Origin of the sequence: Shigella sp. FC1661, from assembly GCF_001712525.1 — a bacterium.
GTDB lineage: Bacteria > Pseudomonadota > Gammaproteobacteria > Enterobacterales > Enterobacteriaceae > Escherichia > Escherichia coli.
Genome location: NZ_MDGW01000265.1, coordinates 1 through 2,292, shown reverse-complemented (window position 1 = coordinate 2,292; position 2,292 = coordinate 1). Strand labels below are relative to the sequence as shown.

2 pseudogenes are annotated in these 2,292 nt (G+C 50.0%); one reads left to right on the top strand and one right to left on the bottom strand.

Annotated elements, in window-relative coordinates:
- Positions 1 to 103: 103 nt before the first annotated feature.
- Positions 104 to 1,299: pseudogene (hemY, locus tag BFF42_RS15180) on the top strand (protoheme IX biogenesis protein HemY).
- A 667-nt stretch (positions 1,300 to 1,966) separates the two neighbouring features.
- Here the strand turns inward: hemY and BFF42_RS15175 are convergent.
- A pseudogene (locus BFF42_RS15175) lies at positions 1,967 to 2,292 on the bottom strand (IS1-like element IS1B family transposase); the annotation flags it as partial.

Below are 2,292 nucleotides of genomic sequence, written 5' to 3'. Positions count from 1 at the left end.
CTGCACCTGCACCTGCACCTGCACCTGCACCTGCACCTGCACCTGCACCTGCACCTGCACCGCAAGGTGATACTCCGGCAGCCGCGCCGCAAGGAGAATAACCATGCTAAAAGTGTTATTACTCTTTGTTTTGCTGATTGCGGGGATAGTGGTTGGCCCGATGATTGCCGGTCATCAGGGTTATGTGCTGATCCAGACCGACAACTACAATATCGAAACCAGCGTCACGGGCCTGGCGATCATATTGATTCTGGCGATGGTAGTGCTGTTTGCCATTGAGTGGCTACTGCGGCGGATCTTCCGCACTGGCGCGCACACCCGTGGGTGGTTTGTCGGGCGTAAGCGTCGCCGTGCACGTAAGCAGACCGAACAGGCGCTGCTGAAACTGGCGGAAGGCGATTATCAGCAAGTTGAAAAGCTGATGGCGAAAAATGCCGATCACGCTGAACAACCGGTGGTGAACTATCTACTGGCTGCCGAAGCCGCGCAACAACGTGGTGATGAAGCGCGCGCCAACCAACATCTGGAACGCGCAGCGGAGCTGGCCGGCAATGACACCATTCCGGTAGAAATCACCCGTGTACGTCTGCAACTGGCCCGTAATGAAAACCATGCTGCACGCCACGGCGTGGATAAGCTGCTGGAAGTTACGCCACGCCATCCGGAAGTATTACGTCTGGCGGAACAGGCGTATATCCGCACAGGTGCATGGAGTTCTCTGCTGGATATCATCCCATCAATGGCGAAAGCCCATGTTGGTGATGAAGAACATCGTGCAATGCTGGAACAACAGGCATGGATTGGCCTGATGGATCAGGCGCGTGCCGATAACGGTAGTGAAGGTTTGCGTAACTGGTGGAAAAACCAAAGCCGGAAAACGCGTCATCAAGTAGCGTTGCAGGTGGCAATGGCGGAACATCTTATTGAATGTGACGATCATGATACTGCCCAGCAAATTATCATCGATGGCCTGAAACGCCAGTACGACGATCGCCTACTGCTGCCGATTCCTCGACTGAAAACCAACAATCCGGAACAGCTGGAAAAAGTGCTGCGCCAGCAGATCAAAAACGTCGCGATCGCCCGCTGTTGTGGAGCACACTGGGCCAGTCACTGATGAAGCACGGAGAATGGCAGGAAGCATCGCTCGCCTTCCGCGCAGCGCTGAAACAACGTCCGGACGCCTACGATTACGCATGGCTTGCCGACGCGCTGGACAGACTGCACAAGCCGGAAGAAGCTGCAGCGATGCGTCGCGACGGTTTGATGTTAACGTTGCAGAACAACCCACCACAGTAGTTCCTTCTCACCCGGAGGCAAGCACCTCCGGGACCTTTCTGATGCATAAAAAACGCTGCTCTTATTACGGAGCAGGCGTTAAAACAGGTCTGTATGACAACAAGTGGGTGCTTCACTCAACGTTGTGTCCATGGTGTCTGATGAGGCATAAGCGACATCTGTCAGTGGACGATAAGCACCGTAAACGGCTCTGCGTCATTCCGGAGTTTATGAGGCACTAAGGCGAACATAAGAGATGGAATGAGCATCTACTCGTTTATTATGCCACAGAGAATCGGGAAATAACATCCCTTAACACTTGTTATGAGATAATTCTGTAATCCTCTTTGCTTCCTGAGTAATAACTTCCTGAGTGAATATTTAACCTGAGCTTGATCCTACACATACTTATTATGAATGATAAAATTCATTCAATTAATAACACATATATTAATTGCCGTTAAAACTAAAAAAGCATCAATAATCAACGCGATATAATAAACCTGCCTTACATATCAACTGCGCCAGAGGTAGGATTGAAAACGCTCTCCTGATTTTCCAATTCATTTTCTGGATAAATAAATAATTTATTTTTGTCACTATTATTTATGTAATCATCCTGTCAGGGAGAGGGATCTCAATTATCAATGCTTAATTACGTCATCATTTTGATGGTAATGACTCCAACTTATTGATAGTGTTTTATGTTCAGATAATGCCCGATGACTTTGTCATGCAGCTCCACCGATTTTGAGAACGACAGCGACTTCCGTCCCAGCCGTGCCAGGTGCTGCCTCAGATTCAGGTTATGCCGCTCAATTCGCTGCGTATATCGCTTGCTGATTACGTGCAGCTTTCCCTTCAGGCGGGATTCATACAGTGGCCAGCCATCCGTCATCCATATCACCACGTCAAAGGGTGACAGCAAGCTCATAAGACGCCCCAGCGTCGCCATAGTGCGTTCACCGAATACGTGCGCAACAACCGTCTTCCGGAGCCTGTCATACGCGTAAA